The following is an 18,632-nucleotide window of genomic DNA, read 5'->3' on the forward strand; positions in this document are numbered from 1 at the left end:
CGGCATCTGGCTGCGGTAAGATTGGCCGTGTAGTGGTTTGTCAATATCAATAACCCGTGTACCCGCCGGGCTTATCAGATCGCCCTGCAGGACTTCTGCAGTTTCGTCGGCTCGGCCTAGGCGTTTCGCGCCGTGGCGCGCTCAGTTGGATTTCTGATTCGTCCGATATCAAACTCATTGCCCGCGCTTTGGTGTCGTATGCGCTGATCGTCTTGCCATAGCCAACGGCAAGCGTGCCTAACGACAACAGCGTCCATTAGGTCTTTTTAAAATCGGTGCGTCAGAGAGGACAAATAATGCAAGTGCTCTGTTCGATAATAAAGTTAATTATTCGCTGCCTCTCTGTGTAACTCATTATTATGAGTTGTGGATTTGGGGTTGCCAGGCGTGCGCCGAGACGAATTTTAGTCGTCCGTTCGTCGACATGCGTCAAAAAAATTATAGAAAATGAAAAGAGTGACGACATAGTGGCTTATAGCCATGGAGCGGCCTTTTATCTTTAGTTCGAGACCCTCGGTTATGAACAGGCTTATCCTGCCTCGGCACCTCTTTGTCCAGAAAACACATACAGTTCGAGTATTTACTCAAGTACGTCAATGGCCCTCCGGATGACGCCGCAGTGAGTTCAGATCTGTGACGTGACCTTTTTACCGAGCGTGTCGAGGGTTTCAGCAGATTCACATTATCAATTCATCCTGATGCGTATCGGACTCTATGTTCCGCTACCTGTCCGGCGGACTTTTATTTTCAAAAAATCAATGAGTAAAGATATATGTCCAGCGCAACATCTGGTGTGTTAAGTAATATGACGGTTCGGGCGAAGCTACTGGTGGGTTTCGGACTGTTGATTTTAATGATTTTGTTAATGGCTTATACGGGAAAGGATGCCACCGATACGTTGAAGCGTCGGGCTGAACTGTCTGGGGATATTGCTCAATTCAGCTCGATCGCCCGAGACATGCGTATCGAGCGTTTGGTTTATTTTTTAAAAGCGGATGATGCACAGGCTTCAAAGTGGTTGGAGGCACTCGAGCGGACGGAGCGTCAGCTGGTGAGCATCTCGCCCCGTTTCAAAACAGCCAATAACATCGCGCTGCTCAAAGAAGCCCAAACGACGATGCAGCTTTACCGTGGGTTCTATACTCGATCAGTCGAGGCTACTCGAGAGCGTGAGCAACTGCGGACCCTTGCCGGCGCTTCGGGCGAAACGATTAACGGTTTGTTGCTGAAGATCGCAGAAGCCGCCAACGACGAGAGCGGGAATGCCGCGGATCGTCAGAAACTCCCTGCACTGTTTATCTCTGTCCAGAAGATGCGAACCGCGTTTCGCTCTTATACGGCATCCCCGAGTAAAAGCGGGGAAGACACTGTCCGTCAGGCAATAGCGCAGGTGGTGGCCAGTATCGACACGCTCAAAGATACCAGTTTGCCCCGTGCTGACGTTCAAGCGTTGGCGGCAGGAATGGCCACCTATAGCGGGCAACTGGAAACATTAGTTGCCGCTCAGGCCAAAGTTGATGAGGCTCAAGGCGGTATCACAACGTCGATCGCCACCATTCTTGGCATTACGGACAAGATGACGGCTATCCAGAATGAGTTTCGTGCCTCCGATGCAGAGAAAGCACAGGAGAAGATTTTGCTCTGGCTGGGCCTTTCTGCTCTCTTGGGTGTTCTTGCGGCCTGGTTGATTACTCGATCAATTGTTCATCCACTCAAAGAGACTGTTGAAATCGTTGAAGTCGTTGCAGAAGGGGATTTTACGTACAAAACGCAAGTGACTCGAAATGATGAGTTGGGCGCGTTGCAGGGCAGCATGCTGCGCATGACGTCCGGGCTCCGAAGCTTGATTGGGGAAATGAAAGAGGGAATCGTGCAGGTGGCAAGCGCGGCAGAGCAGCTTTCAGCAGTAACCGAGCAGACCAGTGCGGGCGTGAACGCGCAGAAGCTGGAGACTGAGCAGATTGCCACTGCGATGCAGCAGATGACAGCCACTACTCATGAGGTATCTCGTAATGCAGCCCAAGCCGTAAATACTGCGCAAATCGCCAGTCAGTTGGCCCAGAAAGGTGGGCAAGTCGTTGACAGGACTCGTTCCCAGATAGAGACCCTGGCGCGTGAGATGAACATGACCAGAACAGCGATGGCGGCGCTTAGAGGGAATACTCAGAGCATCGGTGGCGTGCTGGATGTGATAAAAACGGTGGCTGATCAGACAAACCTTCTGGCGTTGAACGCGGCCATTGAAGCTGCGCGTGCCGGGGAGGCAGGACGTGGTTTCGCTGTCGTCGCGGACGAGGTAAGAGGCCTGGCCGTGCGCACCCGCACGTCGACAGACGAGATCGCGCTGCTTATAAACGAACTGCAAACCAGTACCGATCATATGGGCCAGGTTCTAGAGCAAAATCTGGCACTGACGGACAGCAGTGTCGAACTGTCTACGCAAGCCAGCGAAGTGCTGCAGAGTATTACCGCATCTGTTCATGAGATTGAGGTGATGAACGAACAGATCGCCGTTGCTACTGAGCAGCAAAGTAACGTCGGTGAAGAAATAGGCAGGGGCGTCACGAATGTCAGGGACATTTCAGACCAAACAGCCGCCGCCAGTGAAGAGACAGCGACATCGAGTGTTGAATTGGCCAGAGTCAGCGCCAGACTGCAGGAGATGACCAACCGGTTTAAAGTCTAGCCTGAAGGTCTGGCCCAATGCGTTTGTGGCTTGGGTCAGGCCTCAACAAGACCAGATCGAGTTCATACCGCGTTGCGGCACTCAGCCGCCATGCATGGGCTGCCGGTACGGCTGAAAAGAGCGGCCGCACAAGAGAATTGGCTATCTACAAAGACGAGTACCTATCGAGTCATCCGGGCGACGGGGGGGGGAGGTGGGACTGATCTGAAGCAAGCGTTCAAAGCGTCGGAAAACTTATTGAATGTTGCTCCCAAGGGGTGATCTATAGGGGCGGCGTTTTTGAATATTGCGAGGCTGTAGCAATTGTCGTGGTGGGTGGTCCCGGCGCCGCCATTCCGGGCGTCGATTCGGTTCAGCCCCACACCAAAAGATTCAGGAAAAGTAGACATGGAAAAAGAGGCTTTTTTGCAACTGCTGGCTGCCGAAGGGTTCGGCACCGTTGTTGAAGTCGAGCGCGAAGCGTTTGGTACGCTGGACTCGCATGCCCACAACTTCGAGGCGATGGCGCTGGTTCTGCACGGCAGCCTGGTCATCCATAAATCTGATGGCGATTTCACCTACAACTCAGGAGATATTTTTCACCTGGAATGTAACCAACCCCATTCGGAAGTGTTTGGTGAACATGGCGTACGGTACCTGGTGGGAAGAAAGTGACGAAGCTGGCATTTCAGCCTGGATTCATGTGATGTCAGACGTACAGGAAAGACCATGTTCGAACATCTTGACCTCAACGCGCTGATCGCCGCCTACGGCTATTGGGTCATTTTCCTGGGCTGTTTGCTGGAAGGCGAAACAGTGTTGATCCTTGGTGGTATGGCTGCGCACCAAGGTGCTCTGCAATTGCTGCAAGTGATCGGCTTGGCCACGTTGGGCGGTATGCTCGGCGATCAGTTGCTATTCTGGACCGGACGTTATTCCGGGGAGCGCCTGCTGCCCAGACTCAAACGTCACCAATCTGCCATCAAGCGGGTCGAGGGTCTTATCCAGCGTTACCCCACGACCTCCGTATTCGCTGTTCGCTTCCTCTACGGCATGCGCCTGGTGGGGCCTATGGTGATAGGTGCAAGTGGCCTGTCACCCTGGCGTTTCGCCCTGATCAATGTGCTGAGTGCGGCAGTCTGGGCAACCCTGTTCGTCTGCGCCGGCTATTGGGCGGGGGAAGCGTTACAGCATCTACTCGGCGACCTGAAGCCCTATCGTCTGCCGATCTTCCTCGCGGTGGTAGCACTGGTGATTCTTGCTGCGTTGGTGCGGTATGTGCACCGCCGATCCAGGGCAACGGATCGTTGAGACGGTGGCGTCGGCATGCAAGGCTGTAGCGCGCCTTGCCGACGTCGAGGTCGACAGCCAGTACCGGGCTTTCCGTGCCCTCGGCAAGCGGTCTTCAAGAACGCTTCTCATCGCTGCCTGCTGAGCCAGAAACAGCTGTTAAATCAGTTTTTTGGCGCTAGAATCGGCGCGCCTTAAGAAGTCTGGCCGGTGTCCACCGGATATCAGCCATAAGCCTTTGTACAGATGGCGCAGCCTCTGTCAGGCTTTTTTTATTGCCTGTATTTCGGGTGTAAACTTGCCTTTCGCGCACTGGCGCTTTCAGGTCCCGTGAACATGACACAGATCTCCGAACGTTTCCTGGTGCAGGCGCATCTCGATGCCAAACAGCCCAGGACGTTGAGCCCGGCAGAGCAGGCGCGTTACCGTGCCGACATTGCTGCTGAACTCAAGAAGCAGGACGCCGTGCTGGTTGCTCACTATTACTGTGATCCGGTTATCCAGGCGCTGGCCGAGGAGACCGGTGGCTGCGTGGCCGACTCCCTGGAAATGGCGCGCTTCAGCAATAACCACGCGGCCAGCACTGTATTGGTGGCGGGTGTGCGTTTCATGGGCGAAACCGCGAAGATCCTCAACCCGGAAAAACGCGTGTTCATGCCGACGCTTGAAGCCACCTGCTCGCTTGACGTGGGGTGCCCGGTCGACGAGTTTTCCGCCTTTTGCGACCAGCACCCGGAACGTACCGTGGTGGTGTATGCCAACACCTCGGCAGCCGTCAAAGCCCGCGCGGACTGGGTGGTGACCTCAGGCTGTGCGCTGGAAATCGTTGAGAGCCTGATGGACAACGGTGAGAAAATCATCTGGGCGCCAGACAAGCACCTGGGTCGCTACATCCAGCGTGAAACCGGTGCCGACATGCTGTTGTGGGACGGTGCCTGCATCGTTCACGAAGAGTTCAAGTCCAAGCAGCTCGAAGACATGAAAGCCCTGTACCCCGAGGCGGCGATTCTGGTTCACCCGGAGTCGCCGGAAGCGGTCATCGAGCTGGCTGACGTGGTCGGCTCGACCAGTCAGATGATTGCCGCAGCGCAACGCCTGCCCAACAAGACGTTCATCGTTGCCACTGACCGGGGCATCTTCTACAAGATGCAGCAGCTGTGCCCGGACAAGATCTTCATCGAGGCGCCTACGGCCGGCAACGGCGCGGCGTGCCGGAGTTGTGCACATTGCCCATGGATGGCGATGAATACGCTTGAACGCACCTTGCAGTGCCTGCGTGAGGGCAGTAACGAGATATTCGTCGACCCGGCGCTGATCCCCCATGCTGTACGCCCCTTGCAGCGCATGCTGGACTTCACTCAGGCAGCGCGTTTGCGACAGGCCGGCAACGCCTGACAGCGGTCATGAAAAAGCCCGACTGAAGCGTCGGGCTTTTCATTGTTGTACGTGTCAAGCCGTCTTGCGACGCCGGACGATCAGTTCATCATGTCCTTGACCATCCGCTCCTGCTCGATCAGATCCTTTTGCCGCGCATCGATACGTGACGCCAGCTGAAAATTATTGGCCGCACGGCGTTTGGCGAAGTCCAGCTGCTGGATCGCCTGACGGAAATCACCGACCAGCGCAAAATACTCGGCGCGCGCCTGATGCAGGCCGATCGTGTTGCCGTTCAGGCCACGGGTTTCCGCCACGACGTACCAGATGTCCGGATCATCCGGGCGGGTCTTGAGCAGTGCTTCAAGGCTTTTCTCGGCTTCGGCCGTGCGGTTCTGCTTGAGCAGCACGTCGATACGCACGTCATTGAGCGGATAATTGCCGGGGTACAGCGTCAGCATGCGATCGACACGCTGCTGCGCATCGGCCAGGCGGTTATTGGTGATGTCCAGGTCGATCTGCGTCAGGTTGTAGGTAATGTCATTCGGCGCTTTTTCGAGCAATGGCTTGAGGGTTTCCCTGGCCTCGTTCAGTTGTCCGCCCTTGATCTGCGCGATGGCCAGGCCATAGCGCGCCGGATCGGATTTCGGGTTTTCAACCAGTTGCGCACGGAAGCGTTTGGCGGCAATGCCTGGGGTTTCTTCGTAGATCAGCGCCACGCGGGCGCGCATCAGTTGGTACAGCAGACTGTCTTCCTTGCCGCCCGGTTTGGCCTGCTCGGCACGGTTGCGTGTGTCGGCGATCCGCGACTCGCTGACCGGGTGAGTCAGCAGAAACTCCGGAGGCCTGGCGTCGAATCGATACTGGCGCATGAGGCGCTCGAACATGGTCGGCATGTTGCGCGGGTCATAACCGGCCTTCTCCAGGTTGAGAATGCCGATGCGGTCGGCCTCCTGCTCGTTCTGGCGCGAAAAGCGCCGTTGTTCCTGGATCGCGGCAGCCTGTGAGCCGGCGATGGTGGCGATACCCGCGTCACCGGCGCCTGCGGCTGCCATGACGATACCCGCCAGCATCGCGGCCATGACCGGCACCTGCATGCGTTGCTGGGCCTCGATGCCCCTGGCGAAGTGGCGTTGTGACAAGTGAGCCAGTTCGTGAGCCAGTACCGAGGCATACTCACCCTCGGTCTGAGCGTTGAGAAACAACCCGCCGTTGACGCCGATGATGCCGCCGGGTGCGGCAAAGGCGTTGAGCTGCGGGCTGTTGATCAGGATGAATTCAAGCCGCCGGTCCTGAACCTGACTGGTCTCGGCAAGGCTGTAGACCGAAGTCTCGACGTAGTCCTTGAGTTGCGGGTCCGACAGCTGCGCCACCTGGCCGCGCAGCAACCCCAGCCACGCACGGCCCAGACGGTGCTCCTGTTCGGGGGAGACAATCGAGGAGCTGGCGTCACCAAGCGAGGGGAGGTCATCCGCCATGCCGTGTGTAGCGAACAGGCAAGCGAGGGTGAGCAGTGTAGGACGCAAAAAATTCATGCATGAAGCTCTGGTCAGAAGAACCTGTACTGTAGCTGGCTCAATGGCGTGCTGACCAGAGTGAGGTATTCTTGCCGCCTTGTTCGTCCTGCCTTTTCGGACCTGCTTTGTAATTCGATGTGTCCGCCTGGAGATAAACGATGTCTGACGCTGTAGTGCGCCCCGAGGCCTGTGACGCCGAACTGGATGCCAGTGGTCTCAACTGTCCGCTGCCCCTGCTGAAAGCCAAGATGGAGCTCAACCGCCTGGCCAGCGGCGCGGTGCTTAAAGTAATTGCCACCGATGCCGGTTCGCAGCGCGATTTTCGAACCTTTGCCAGGCTCGCCGGGCACGAGTTGCTGCATGAAGAGGTCGATGCCGGCATTTATCGTTACTGGCTGCGCAAGGCCTGACCCACTGCCGCGTTTTTTCCGAAAAGGATGTTTGATGTTCAATGTGCTTCGCAATTGGGTGCAACGCTACTTCTCTGACGAGGAGGCGGTGGTCCTGGCGGTTTTGCTGTTTCTGGCGTTCACCCTTGTCCTGACGCTGGGCGGCATGCTGGCGCCGGTCCTCGCCGGTCTGGTGCTGGCGTTTCTGATGCACGGGCTGGTCAGTGCCCTGGAGCGCCTGCGCATGCCCGAAATGGCCGCCGTCGGTCTGGTGTTCACCCTGTTTATCGGCGTATTGCTGGTGTTCCTGCTGGTATTGGTGCCACTGCTCTGGCACCAGTTGATCACTTTGTTCAACGAAGCCCCGGGTATGCTCGCCAAATGGCAATCCGTGCTGCTATTGCTGCCCGAGCGTTATCCGCATTTGGTGTCCGACGAGCAGGTGCTGCTGGCCATCGAGGTCGCCCGGGGTGAAGTGGGCAAGATCGGTCAACTGGCGCTGACGTTCTCGATCTCCAGCCTGCCGCTGCTGGTCAACCTGATGATCTATCTGGTGCTGGTGCCGATTCTGGTGTTCTTCTTCCTCAAGGATCGGCACATGATCGGCCGCTGGGCGCGCGGCTATCTGCCCCGTGAGCGCGCTTTGATCAACCGGGTGGCGGATGAGATGAAGCGCCAGATTGCCAACTATATTCGTGGCAAGGTCATCGAGATTTTTATCTGTGGTGGCGTGACCTACATTGCTTTCGCCGCGCTCGGGCTCAATTACGCAGCGTTGCTGGCAATGCTGGTAGGCATATCAGTGGTCGTGCCCTATGTCGGCGCGGTAGTGGTCACCGTGCCGGTGGCGTTGATCGGTCTGTTCCAGTGGGGCTGGGGTGACCAGTTCATCTACCTGATGATCGCTCACGGCATCATTCAGGCGCTGGATGGCAACGTGCTGGTGCCGCTGCTGTTTTCCGAGGCCGTCAATCTGCACCCGGTGGCAATCATCTGCGCCGTGCTGCTGTTCGGCGGGTTATGGGGGTTCTGGGGGATCTTCTTTGCGATTCCGCTGGCCACGCTGTTCAAGGCCGTGCTCGACGCCTGGCCGCGCAATGAGCCGACGGTAGCCCCGTTGCTTTGACGCGATAGCCGCGACAGCAGGGCTGAATCGCTGCGGCACCTTGCGCGCCGCAGCGGGGCACGCGGATCAGCCTTTGTTCAGGGCTTCGGCCTGCGCCAATACTTCAGCCACATGGCCCGGCACTTTCACGCCGCGCCATTCCTGACGCAGTACGCCTTCCTTGTCGATCAGGAAGGTGCTGCGGTCCACGCCCAGGTATTCCTTGCCATAGAGCTTCTTGAGCTTGATGACGTCGAACAGCTGGCAGACGGCTTCGTCCTTGTCCGAAATCAGCTCGAACGGGAAAGACTGCTTGGCCTTGAAGTTTTCATGGGTCTTCAGGCTGTCGCGGGAAACACCGAGCACAACCGTGTTGGCTGCCTGAAACTGCGCGATATGGTCACGAAAGTCCTGACCCTGCGTGGTGCAGCCGGGCGTGTTGTCTTTCGGGTAAAAATAAATCACCACCTGCTGGCCCTTGAGCGCAGACAGCTCGACAGCCTGTCCGCTGGTAGCGGGTGCCTGAAAATCGGGAACCGGATGATCTACTGTGACAGTCATGAGGACTCCTTACATGGGGGCTTGTGGGCGCCAGGGTTCGATCAGTGCGTCCAGATTCAACGCGTCGGCGAAATCGAGGAATTGATCGCGCAGCCAGCTGATCTGCGTCCCGGCAGGCAGTGTCACCGTGAACGTGGCGTTGAGCATGGTGCCGCCGGTCTGCGGAGCCTGATAGGTGTCGCAGATCAGGTTCTCCAGCTCGACGTTGTGGTCGATGAAGAACTGGCACAGCTCATTGATGATGTCCGGGCGGTACGCCGAGCTGACGTAGGCCACGTAGGGCAGGGCCTCAGGACGGTTCTCAAGAGTGGCGCTGCGCACGACGCTGGTCGTGAACGCATGCTTCTTGGAGAGGCTCGACAGACCGGTTTCAAGGCGCGCCAGAGCGTCCCAGCTGCCCGACACCTGAAGAATCAGCGCACTGCACTCGCCGTGGCGGGTGAGGCGCGAGGTGACGACCGAGCAGCGGTTTTCATGGCTGGCGCGGCACAGGACGTTGGTCAGCTCCATGGGGTTTGCGCCAAGGGCACTGATGACAAGGAATTGTTCGCGAACTGTGGGGGTGGACGACATGCAGCATTCCTAGACGATGAGCGGTCGGTACTTTTTCGGACTTGCGGGGCTGTTTCGACAATCGATGGCGCAAGATTACTTGCCGGGTCCCTCGGCGCCTGGCTCGCATGGATATACCATGACTGGGCTGGAGTGCGCTGGGGCGGGGCTTCTGGCGACAAATTCGACCGATTGAGCGAGGTGCGCAGGTGACCAGTACCGATCAAAGGACGAAGGGTAGCGAAAACCATCGCTCAGGGGAATGCTCAGAGCGCGGTACTTCGCTTGTACAAGGCTGATAGCGCCAGTACCATTACGGCTCTCTTTTTCCGGCAGGAGCGGTTGCATGATTGCGGGCAGTATGGTGGCACTGGTCACACCAATGGATGCACAAGGTCGTCTGGACTGGGACAGCCTGAGCAAACTGGTTGACTTCCACTTGCAAGAGGGCACCCACGCCATTGTTGCCGTAGGCACCACCGGTGAATCGGCGACGCTGGATGTGAACGAACACATCGAAGTCATCCGCCGGGTGGTCACTCAGGTTGCAGGTCGCATTCCGGTCATCGCCGGTACAGGCGCCAATTCGACGCGTGAAGCTGTCGAACTGACCACCAACGCCAAAAATGCGGGTGCCGACGCGTGCCTGCTGGTGACGCCTTACTACAACAAGCCGACTCAGGAAGGCCTGTTCCAGCATTTCAGCCACATCGCCAATGCCGTCGACATCCCGCAGATCCTCTACAACGTGCCGGGCCGTACGGCCTGCGACATGCTGCCAGAGACCGTTGCGCGTCTGTCGACGGTAAAAAACATCGTTGGTATCAAGGAAGCCACCGGCAACCTGCAACGCGCCAAGGACATCCTGGCCAGCGTCAGCAGCGATTTTCTGGTGTACTCCGGCGACGACGCTACAGCAGTCGAATTGATGCTGCTGGGCGGCAAGGGCAATATTTCCGTCACCGCCAACGTTGCACCGCGCGCCATGAGCGATCTGTGCGCAGCGGCCATGCGTGGCGATGCGCAAACGGCCCGGGCGATTCACGAAAAGCTCATGCCGCTCAACAACACCCTGTTCATCGAATCCAACCCTATCCCCGTGAAGTGGGCCTTGCATGAAATGGGTCTGATGCCAGACGGTATCCGTCTGCCGCTTACCTGGCTCAGCGAAGCCTGTCATGAACCGCTGCGTCAGGCCATGCGCCAGTCCGGCGTCCTGGTTTAATTGAGGAAGTATCACGCAATGAAGCGATTGGCCGGACTTTCCGCACTTGCTCTTATTATCTCCAGCACCAGCGGTTGCGGTTGGCTCTGGGGCGAAGATGGTTACTTCCGTGATCGCGGCAGCGATTACCTCCAGGCGACCCAGACCCCACCCATGCAGTTGCCCGCCGATGTCAGCGGCGTCAAGCGTCTGGATCCTTTGCTGCCGATCCCGCGTAACGTGGCTGACAGCACTCAGAAAGACGGCGAGTACACAGTGCCGCGTCCTCAGCCGCTGGGCACGACTTCCGAGTCGAGCGACTTCAGCCTGCAGAAGAGTGGTGATGCGCACTGGATCCTGGCGCAGCGTCAGCCCGCCGAAGTCTGGCCGGTGGCTCATCAGTATTTCGAAGACAACGGTTTCCGTATCGCTGAAGAGCGTCCACAGACGGGCGAATTCAGCTCCTCGTGGCAGCGCCTCGATGAGCTGTCCGCTTCGGTGGCCAAGCGTCTGAGCGCTGCTGGCGTCTCGGCCGACTCGGAAACCCGTGTACGGGTTCGCATCGAGCCGGGCGTGCAGCGCAATACCAGTGAAGTCTACGTGGTCAGCGTCGAGCGTCCTGCCGGCAGCACTGCCGACGTGGCCTTCCCGACACGCACCACCAACCTGGGCCTTGATGCCGCACTGACCGACGATCTGCTGGCCAGCATGGGCCGCAACGCCGAGAAGGGCGGTTCGATTTCCCTGCTGGCGGCACGTGACTACGACACCCCAAGCCGTGTTGCCTTGAGCGAAGACGGCAGCGGCAACCCGGTCTTGAACCTCGGTGCCGATCTGGACCGCGCATGGTCGAGCGTTGGCCGTGCGCTGGATCAGGGCGACTGGCGTGTCGAGGACATCAACCGCAGCCTGGGTCTGTACTACATCAACCTGGCTGAAAAGGCCAAGACGCCTGAAAACGAGCCTGGTTTCTTCGGCCGCATGTTTGGCAGCAAGTCGACCAAGGAAGAGATCGATGCCCGTGCCGAGCGCTATCAGGTCCGCCTGAGCAAGGTCGGTGACAACGTTCAAGTGACCGTCGAGAAGAACATCAACACCGTTGCACCTGCGGATATCGCACGTCGGGTGTTGAGCGTTATTCAAGACAACCTGGGTTAAGTGCGTTTCGCGGTTCTCGGCAGCGGCAGTCGTGGCAACGGCACGCTGGTCGCAAGCAACGATACGTACGTACTGGTCGATTGCGGTTTCTCCCTGCGGGAAACCGAGCGGCGCCTGGCTCGTCTGGGCGTCTCGGCAAGCCAGCTGAGCGCCATACTGGTGACCCACGAACATGCCGATCATGTGCATGGCGTGGGTTTGCTGTCGCGGCGCTACAATGTGCCGGTCTACCTCAGCAGCGGGACGTTGCGCGGAATGCGCAAGCCGGTTGAAATTGCCGGCCTGCTGGCAGGCGGGGAGAGTCTGCAGATCGGCGCACTGGACATCGACGTGGTGTCGGTCGCCCACGATGCGCTTGAACCGACGCAGTTCGTCTTCAGTGACGGCAAGCGCCGCTTCGGCCTGTTGACCGACCTTGGCTCTTACTGCTCCAACGTATTACAGCGTTATCAAGGCCTGGATGCCTTGATGATCGAGGCCAATCACTGTCGCGACATGCTTGCCCGAGGCCAGTATCCGGTCTTTCTCAAGCAGCGCGTGGGCTGTGAAACCGGTCATTTGAACAACCATCAGGCCGCCAATCTGGTGAGCGAACTGGGATGGCAGGACCTTCAGCACCTGGTGCTGGCGCATCTCAGCAGCAAGAACAATCTGCCGCATCTGGCCCGGCAATGTTTTGTCGATACCCTCGGGTGCGACCCGGACTGGCTGCAACTGGCCGATCAAGATTCAGGGCTCGACTGGCGACATATCGCCTAGCCCAACTACTTAGCAAGCGGAGCCCATCATGGAAAAACGTGAAGAACTCTACCGCGGCAAAGCCAAATCGGTTTACAAGACCGACGACGCTGACCGCTTGATCCTGCTGTTCCGCAACGACACCTCGGCGTTCGACGGTAAGCGCATCGAACAGCTCGACCGTAAAGGCATGGTGAACAACAAGTTCAACGCCTTCATCATGCAAAAGCTCGAAGAAGCGGGTATTCCAACCCAGTTCGACAAGCTGCTGGGCGACAACGAGTGCCTGGTCAAGAAGCTCGACATGATCCCGGTCGAATGCGTCGTGCGTAACTACGCGGCTGGCAGCCTGGTCAAGCGTCTGGGCATCGAAGAAGGCACCAAGCTCAACCCTTACACCTTCGAACTGTTCCTCAAGGACGACGCCAAGGGCGACCCGTTCATCAACGAATCCCACGTTGTGGCGTTCGGCTGGGGCACCGCCGAGCAACTGGCTCGCATGAAAGAGCTGTCGATCAAGGTCAATGACGTGCTGACCAAGCTGTTCGACGACGCCGGCCTGCTGCTGGTCGACTTCAAACTCGAATTCGGCGTATTCCACGGTGAAATCGTCCTCGGCGACGAATTCAGCCCGGACGGCTGCCGCCTCTGGGACAAGGACACCCGCAAGAAAATGGACAAGGACCGCTTCCGCCAGGGTCTGGGCGACGTCATCGAAGCCTACGAAGAAGTCGCAAACCGTCTGGGCGTGCCGCTGTAAGCGGAAAAAAACACGCAAGCGCTTGATAGCACGAAAAAAAACAGCAGAAGGGCTTCGCCTTCTGCGTTGATGCTGTTATGATGCGCGCCGTTGGAGAGATGCCAGAGTGGCCGAATGGGACGGATTCGAAATCCGTTGTACCCTCACCGGTACCTAGGGTTCGAATCCCTATCTCTCCGCCATATTCAGAAAACCCCTGTAATTCAAAGAGTTACGGGGGTTTTTATTTTTGGGTTGTACTACTCGTTTGTACTACTCAATCTACCCGCTGGCTGCCCTAAGTGCTGAGTTATTTTCTCGAGTACGGATTCGGGTGCCACAAAACTGATCTTCCCTCCCTCAAGCTTGACCTCAGTCTGAGCAAGCTCTGTCTCGTCAAGGAAGCCTTCAAGCTTCTTTTGTGTAAGCTGCACGATGCCAGCGTTGAGGTCAAAATTGCCGCTACGACGGACAGGCATTTTTCCCATACTCCCCTGTGAATGAGCCTTCAATGTAGCAGTATTTTCTGTGCTATTCGGGCAACTGATGGCGGTTTGCAATGCTTGCGGATAACCTCAAGAAACAACACATGGACGATAGCCGTTAAGGGGGCGTTATGAGGCGAGGAGAGGTTAATTGGCACGAGGCCATGGAGAATGCCGTGGAGTCGGTGGTGACCGAGATCAACGACATCAAGAGATTTCAGCAGGACTGCGAGCGCGACAAAAATATCGCGATGATGATGCAGATGGCTGAAAAGCAGATGACGCACTCAACCAGCTACACAAACCTCATTTTGGTTGCCGGGTACGCTGGGTATTTTGCGTTTTGGTCGACACTGGTGACAAAGCTTCCAAGCTGGCTGTACGCACTGAGCGGCCTGCTTGCTCTGCTGTCCCTCCTGCTTTTCATCTCTTGGGAAGTGACCAAGATGACATGGGGCACAGTGCATCTGAACCGTATCAACAAGATGATTATCAAGACGGTACGCGGGCCAAATTTCCTGCAAATCATCGATGCGGCTTCGTCCTTGCACAATGTCAGGATCAATAAGCTTTGGCTGTGGTTCTTGGTGCCCACTCTCATATCTGGGATAGGGGCCGGGCTGCTGCTGTTGGGATATTTCGCTGTTGAGGTATGGAAGAGCGTTCACTGACTCTCGCTATGCCTCAGTCCTAAAGGCTTCGAACGTGTGGCAAATTGATACCCATCAACCAAAACTATGGATGAGTTATGGCAATCCCTAATGAAGTGCTTCAGCAAGTGCGTGACAACCCAATTGAAGGGGGCATCAGCGTCTGCCGTTTCGCGTTGAAAACAGCGGATTCGGACAGAAATTACGATGGCCGTTGGAGTGAGGAAGATCATGGCGTCTTGATGGAGGGCGCTGCGATTATTCTGCATCTAGAGGAGCAATCTCTGATTTCGCACCTCGTTGCCCCTCCTGATGTGGATAGCGGCATGGAGTACGTATGCGGCAACCTGCGGAAGTTTTTGCAGGATGTACAGCACGAACTGATTGGGCAAACCTCCGCTAGCAAGCTTGATAGCTTGAAGAAGCAATTCGCCGTTACCTTGACGAATGGATTTGGATACGAGTTCACCGATGGTGACTTGAGGCGTATCCAGCAACTGATAAATGAGTTGCGTGAGATGGTGAGTGCAAACACCGAGTTGGATGAAGGCCACAAGCAACGCATGCTCAAGCGCCTTGAGAAGATGCAATCGGAGTTACACAAGAAAATGTCCGACATCAGTCGCTTCTACGAATTGATGGGGGATGCTGGTGTGGCTCTAGGAAGGCTGGGCGAGGGCGCCAAGCCATTTGTGGATAGGATCAAAGAGATAGTCGATATTGGGTGGAAGTCGCAGGCTCGTGCAGAGCAGTTGCAATCAGATGCCGAGAATCCAATGATCGGACATGAGCCAGAGCCAAAGCTTTTAGACTGATGCACGCCAATGTTCCTGTCATAGCCCCGATAACGTCGTGTCACCACACACCAAAAGAATGATCATGAAGGTATGGATTGGGGCGATTGCCCTGTTGGCTCTGGCAGAATGTGCCAATCACCCTTTGGGCTGCTCGATGGGTGTGGCACGGCACGACTCCCTTGTCGGCACCACCGGTTAACCTACAGTGTTGACTCAGGCGTCTCAGGTCAAATCATTGCTGGCGTGTGCACGGGCGAACGCTAGGCTAACTAGCTTCAGGCTCCTCCGGTTAGTTCGCCTACCAGTGCCGCGTGGCAATTGGAAAAAATCTCTGCCACCTGCTTCAACGTGTGGATGATCTCTTTGGCCTGTGTGTCGTCGTGTGAGAAGGTTTCGACCACGTTGTCATGCTGATCAAGCATCAGTAGCGTCTTGGTCAGCTTTTGGTGCTGTCCCATTCTTGAAAGCAGGGCATCGTAATCGTCCTCCCGGATGACGGACTTCTGTTTGTCTTTTTCCTTGTCCTTCGTAACTGGGTAGCGGAAGAACGTACTTGATGAGTCCGTTGCCTCGATTTCACTGATCCATTGCCCTAGCTCGGCGGGTAAGCTCCAATCTGTGTTTGTGTGGGTAGTTAGATACTCGGCGTGGTCTTCAAAAAGCGAGCAGAAGTGTTGATAAAGCTGTTGAAGGCCGTGGACGTTATGCATGGGCTTCCACTTCTCTCCGACAGGGATTTGAGGTTCGCCGGTTGCTGGTATGGCGCCGTACGGGATGTTGAGTTTCCTGTGCAAAATGATGATCGCTGACTTCAGGAAAAGCTCTATAGCGTGCCGGTAGAGAAAGCTCACAGGTAGATGAGTATTCAAGGTCGGGGTGTCTTCAAGAGCGTCAGCAGCGTCCCTAAACGAGTCTGCGACTGCACCAAACCCTGAGTCAAAATGCCTATCTAGCGGTAGCATCATGTAAAGCATTACTTGCCTCCTATGGAGATGGCGTATAAGCGAAAGCTCTATCACCCAGTTCTTTGCTGCCCTGTAGGCTCCACGGCGCATGATGAGGCGGTCTTGGTGTGGTAAACAGAGCTGTGTTCCTGGGATTGTGGCAGGATCGGTGCAAGACGCACGATGTGTATTCGAAGGGGGCGAGCCCTGTCCAAAAGCTGGCGGCAATCTCTGTAAAGGGCGGCTGATCACGCAAGGTTGCTGTTAGACCTCTGTATAAGGTGGGTCATTCTTTTCAACGCCTGATCGTTCTGCAAAGATGGTGTTCTGCTTAGCGGTACTTAGCCGAAACATCCGAAAAGCCAAGACGGCCTAACGCCTTTTCATAAAATCAGGAGCTAATCTTGGACGATGAGCATCAGAAATACTTCCTAAAGCTCGAAGTGATTCCGCCTAAGTTACTGGCTAAAATCCTAATAGAAAAGCGTCAGCCAAAAGGCTTTTCGGGCTGGATTCTAAAAAACGAAATCAGACCAATAAGCATCTACTGTTACCTATATGCCAAGTATGGTCCACCTAATGGCTTCATGAATTTTTTGAGGAATGATTCCTCAGACAACTTGGTGCATTGGGAATGGACTTTGATGAATAATGACGGCATGGTCATGTTTCAAGGTCACAACTACCGGACCGAGGTTCAATTTTTAGGAAACTTTAACCGGCCAGAGATTACCAAAGCTAATCTTGTATCGCAAATCAAGGCAGACCTTGGTGCTTATGGCAAACAGATGACGGCCATTCGCACGCAGCTTGAAAAGTGGACTGAGTTTGTTAATCCTTACCACAGTATAGAATCTACGATTGAGACTCAATTCAACAAGCTGAGAGAGCTTAAATTATCACCCGCAGTAGATAGAGTGCATACCCCAACTTCCGCAGATGAGTTGAAAACTTATCAAGAAAGATTCTCGAAGATGGCTGAAAGATACACCTTCGGCACTGGACTTGCGTTCGGCTTGAGATGCATGCTTCCTGTACAGGCAGAAACCTTCATCAATCTTTTAATCTTCGCACTAGCCAAAAGCGAGATAAGGGAAGATGACCTCAAGTACAGAGACTTTGTCTCAGACACCATATCAAATAGACTGCAACTTCTGCACATTAACTGCATGGGGTTTGAGCGGCCCGTTGATCATTCGCACGTCTCTTGCAGGAATTTCTATCAGCTCATGAATGACAGAAACGATTTGCTGCACGGAAACTTTAACGTAAATAAGTTAAAAATCGGTGATGTGTACTTTAATGGTAACGTGCCAGTGAAATATGAGTATGGCGATCTATGGCAGGATACTCTTGGTGTTAGAGTCGAAAGTGTTAAGCTTGAGCATATAGAGGCTAACTACTCTATCGTTCGGGAGTTTATCTCCTATTTATTGTCACTGCTCTCGCAGAAGGTTAAAGATCAGATTGAGCTCATCATGAGCGTTCGTGATCTTGGGTATAGCGAAAAGATGAGTAGAATGGGGGTGCTTTTCTCTTCAAGAACTATAGAGGGTTTTATGTTCTTTGAAAGTGAATTCATGACCTCAGAGTCTCCATCTGGCGAATGACCTTTTACGGCATACCCATTTGGATACGAAAAATGCTATTGGGTGCTTGATGCATGGCGCCCCCATGATTATAGAGATACGCTTGATCCTCTTATCAATGACAAGGAATGATCAACATGAACCCGTTCTCACCGGAAGGTGGTCGAGACACCATTTACTTAGAGCGCGACGGACACCGGTCTGGGCCGTTTAAGTGCAATTTTGGTAGCAAGAAATTTGGGCTGTATTACCCGGATATAGATGTCTCTGAAGGAGACAAGGTGATCAGGATTGTGCCGAATAAGGAAGAGGTCTACACGATCCATGAGGTGGATTACAGTTCGGGCTTGGGAGGCATGTCCGGAATACCTCCGCACTGGACGCTGTCGGTAACGAAAGACGCCGCGATTCCCAGAAGTCAGCCACGCACCACAACCAATCACATCAACATCCATGGTTCTACAGGGATCCAGATTGGCGACCACAACGTACAAAACCTCCAAGTGGCTTTGAGAGAGGTGCTTGCATCAATCGACAAGGCCGATGCACCACGGGAAGAGCGAGAGGAAGCCAAAAGCAGGTTGAATTCTTTCCTTGCTCACCCACTGGTGGCCGCTGCGGTCGGTTCCGGACTTCCGGTAGCCCTTGGACTCTTGAGCTGAAGGCGAGGTCTAAGCGCGATCATGCTTGCAAAGCGCGTAGTAAGGTTTCTACTCAGCCGTGGGTGTCTTTGCACGACATCCTAGACGGTGAGCGAGGTTGAACGACTCCTCTTTTGACAGGCACGTATGGATGCGTTAGCAACGCACTACAGAAGCGCTCACACGAGCGACCCTGTGGTGGTGTTTTGTAACGTATTGCTGCCGGTCACCTAA

General features: G+C 55.5%; 18 protein-coding genes, 1 tRNA gene and 1 pseudogene. 16 read left to right on the forward strand and 4 right to left on the reverse strand.

The features are described 5' to 3' along the window. Positions 1-865: 865 nt before the first annotated feature. From AC54XV_RS07875 to nadA, 5 genes and pseudogenes are all read left to right on the forward strand, one after another. Positions 866-1,828: pseudogene (locus AC54XV_RS07875) on the forward strand (methyl-accepting chemotaxis protein); the annotation flags it as partial. Between the two features lie 27 nt (positions 1,829-1,855). Next, the gene (locus AC54XV_RS07880) at positions 1,856-2,686 is read left to right on the forward strand and encodes a methyl-accepting chemotaxis protein (RefSeq protein WP_373686961.1); all 831 of its coding nucleotides are present in this window, start codon (positions 1,856-1,858) and stop codon (positions 2,684-2,686) included. A gap of 387 nt (positions 2,687-3,073) precedes the next feature. Beyond that, positions 3,074-3,340, forward strand: a complete 267-nt coding sequence (locus AC54XV_RS07885; protein ID WP_011267084.1) for a cupin domain-containing protein — start codon at positions 3,074-3,076, stop codon at positions 3,338-3,340. Between the two features lie 54 nt (positions 3,341-3,394). Next, positions 3,395-3,976, forward strand: a complete 582-nt coding sequence (locus AC54XV_RS07890) for a DedA family protein (protein ID WP_011267085.1) — start codon at positions 3,395-3,397, stop codon at positions 3,974-3,976. 315 nt (positions 3,977-4,291) lie between these two features. Continuing rightward, positions 4,292-5,350 carry a quinolinate synthase NadA gene (gene nadA / locus AC54XV_RS07895; RefSeq protein ID WP_011267086.1) on the forward strand — a complete coding sequence of 353 codons (1,059 nt, stop codon included), beginning with the start codon at positions 4,292-4,294 and terminating at the stop codon, positions 5,348-5,350. 80 nt (positions 5,351-5,430) lie between these two features. Here the strand turns inward: nadA and AC54XV_RS07900 are convergent, their stop codons facing one another. Then, positions 5,431-6,864, reverse strand: coding sequence for a M48 family metalloprotease (locus tag AC54XV_RS07900; protein WP_003409438.1), 1,434 nt, complete (start codon positions 6,862-6,864; stop codon positions 5,431-5,433). Positions 6,865-7,004: 140 nt separating this feature from the next. Here AC54XV_RS07900 and AC54XV_RS07905 point away from each other — a divergent pair, with 140 nt between their 5' ends. After that, complete coding sequence (locus AC54XV_RS07905) at positions 7,005-7,256, forward strand: sulfurtransferase TusA family protein (RefSeq protein ID WP_003317380.1); 252 nt, start codon at positions 7,005-7,007, stop codon at positions 7,254-7,256. A 34-nt stretch (positions 7,257-7,290) separates the two neighbouring features. Further along, positions 7,291-8,361, forward strand: a complete 1,071-nt coding sequence (locus tag AC54XV_RS07910; protein ID WP_011267087.1) for an AI-2E family transporter — start codon at positions 7,291-7,293, stop codon at positions 8,359-8,361. 66 nt (positions 8,362-8,427) lie between these two features. Here AC54XV_RS07910 and AC54XV_RS07915 read toward each other — a convergent pair whose 3' ends face one another. After that, complete coding sequence (locus AC54XV_RS07915; RefSeq protein WP_058398533.1) at positions 8,428-8,901, reverse strand: peroxiredoxin; 474 nt, start codon at positions 8,899-8,901, stop codon at positions 8,428-8,430. A gap of 9 nt (positions 8,902-8,910) precedes the next feature. Then, the gene (locus AC54XV_RS07920; RefSeq protein WP_003317383.1) at positions 8,911-9,474 is read right to left on the reverse strand and encodes a glycine cleavage system transcriptional repressor; all 564 of its coding nucleotides are present in this window, start codon (positions 9,472-9,474) and stop codon (positions 8,911-8,913) included. Positions 9,475-9,799: 325 nt separating this feature from the next. Between AC54XV_RS07920 and dapA the strand changes: the two genes are divergently transcribed. From dapA to AC54XV_RS07955, 7 genes are all read left to right on the forward strand, one after another. After that, positions 9,800-10,678, forward strand: a complete 879-nt coding sequence (gene dapA, locus AC54XV_RS07925; RefSeq protein ID WP_003317384.1) for a 4-hydroxy-tetrahydrodipicolinate synthase — start codon at positions 9,800-9,802, stop codon at positions 10,676-10,678. A gap of 18 nt (positions 10,679-10,696) precedes the next feature. After that, positions 10,697-11,815 (forward strand): NlpB/DapX family lipoprotein, encoded by a 1,119-nt coding sequence (bamC, locus tag AC54XV_RS07930; protein ID WP_004406091.1) that lies wholly within the window; start codon positions 10,697-10,699, stop codon positions 11,813-11,815. Beyond that, positions 11,816-12,574 carry an MBL fold metallo-hydrolase gene (locus tag AC54XV_RS07935; protein ID WP_004406084.1) on the forward strand — a complete coding sequence of 253 codons (759 nt, stop codon included), beginning with the start codon at positions 11,816-11,818 and terminating at the stop codon, positions 12,572-12,574. It abuts the gene before it with no gap. A 28-nt stretch (positions 12,575-12,602) separates the two neighbouring features. Next, on the forward strand, positions 12,603-13,313 hold the full coding sequence (gene purC / locus AC54XV_RS07940) for a phosphoribosylaminoimidazolesuccinocarboxamide synthase (RefSeq protein WP_024651789.1): 711 nt from the start codon (positions 12,603-12,605) through the stop codon (positions 13,311-13,313). Between the two features lie 92 nt (positions 13,314-13,405). Further along, positions 13,406-13,495 (forward strand) — tRNA-Ser (locus tag AC54XV_RS07945). Between the two features lie 470 nt (positions 13,496-13,965). Then, positions 13,966-14,448 (forward strand): hypothetical protein, encoded by a 483-nt coding sequence (locus tag AC54XV_RS07950; RefSeq protein ID WP_173402403.1) that lies wholly within the window; start codon positions 13,966-13,968, stop codon positions 14,446-14,448. Between the two features lie 77 nt (positions 14,449-14,525). Next, positions 14,526-15,242: a hypothetical protein gene (locus tag AC54XV_RS07955; RefSeq protein WP_024692239.1), complete on the forward strand. Its 717-nt coding sequence runs from the start codon at positions 14,526-14,528 to the stop codon at positions 15,240-15,242. A 257-nt stretch (positions 15,243-15,499) separates the two neighbouring features. Here the strand turns inward: AC54XV_RS07955 and AC54XV_RS07960 are convergent, their stop codons facing one another. Further along, a complete protein-coding gene (locus tag AC54XV_RS07960) occupies positions 15,500-16,198 on the reverse strand; it encodes a hypothetical protein (protein WP_058398534.1) in 699 nt (232 codons plus the stop codon). A gap of 374 nt (positions 16,199-16,572) precedes the next feature. Here AC54XV_RS07960 and AC54XV_RS07965 point away from each other — a divergent pair, with 374 nt between their 5' ends. Together AC54XV_RS07965 and AC54XV_RS07970 are read left to right on the forward strand one after the other, a co-directional pair. After that, positions 16,573-17,778 (forward strand): hypothetical protein, encoded by a 1,206-nt coding sequence (locus AC54XV_RS07965; RefSeq protein ID WP_129450725.1) that lies wholly within the window; start codon positions 16,573-16,575, stop codon positions 17,776-17,778. Positions 17,779-17,894: 116 nt separating this feature from the next. Further along, on the forward strand, positions 17,895-18,419 hold the full coding sequence (locus AC54XV_RS07970; protein WP_024692242.1) for an RIP homotypic interaction motif-containing protein: 525 nt from the start codon (positions 17,895-17,897) through the stop codon (positions 18,417-18,419). Positions 18,420-18,632 lie beyond the last annotated feature (213 nt).

This window comes from Pseudomonas fragariae (ex Marin et al. 2024) (genome assembly GCF_059621105.1).